The sequence below is a fragment of the Marinobacter sp. C7 genome (assembly GCF_022343555.1).
In the GTDB taxonomy this organism is placed as follows: domain Bacteria; phylum Pseudomonadota; class Gammaproteobacteria; order Pseudomonadales; family Oleiphilaceae; genus Marinobacter.
Map to the genome: position 1 here is coordinate 1 of NZ_JAKQZH010000060.1, position 581 is coordinate 581.

Annotated in this window: 1 protein-coding gene; it reads right to left on the minus strand. The window is 64.7% G+C overall.

Going from position 1 to position 581, the window contains the following annotated elements; genetic code table 11:
• Positions 1-90: 90 nt before the first annotated feature.
• On the minus strand, positions 91-581 hold a 491-nt coding region (locus MD273_RS18710; protein ID WP_502846088.1), incomplete at its 5' end, for an LvrA C-terminal domain-related protein.

A 581-nucleotide genomic window follows, 5' to 3' on the forward strand; every position in this document is an offset into this window, starting at 1 on the left:
GCCATTTCCGGATCGATGCTGTCGGGGAGGATAAAGCCGTACTGCATCAGCTTCGCCAGCATCAGGTCGGAGCGGTGTGCACCTGCCGGTTCAAGTGCGGCTCTCAACCGTCCAGTCAGTTCTGTCGATGTCGATGATGTCTGCATCTCGTTTGCCATTGTTCTGCCCTGTGCGTTTGTCGAAGGATGCCTGCGCCCGCCTTTGGTGCTCACGCAGATGATCGGCGCGTGATGGCGGCCATGGCGGCGATCTGGCCGATGATGCGGCGGGCGTGGACACGGGTTCCGGGGCCGGCCTGTCGGTCCAGCGGTCCTGATTGAGCCATGTCGAGAGGTTGCACCACGGCCGGTCGTCGGTCTTGGCGACGTAGCGCTTCAGGCCGGCGATGATCGTGTCGAAGTCGGCGCGCTGCCGTGCCGAGGCCCATGCCTTCAGCGCCGTCTTGCGGGCAACCTTCTGCGGGTAGATCGGCCAGACAGCGTCATCGAACTCCGCCGTCAGCCCGGTGATATCGCCACCGTGTCGACGGGAGCGGCGCTTGCCGGTGCTGACAGTGTCGCCTGTTCCCCCTGCCCTCTCCG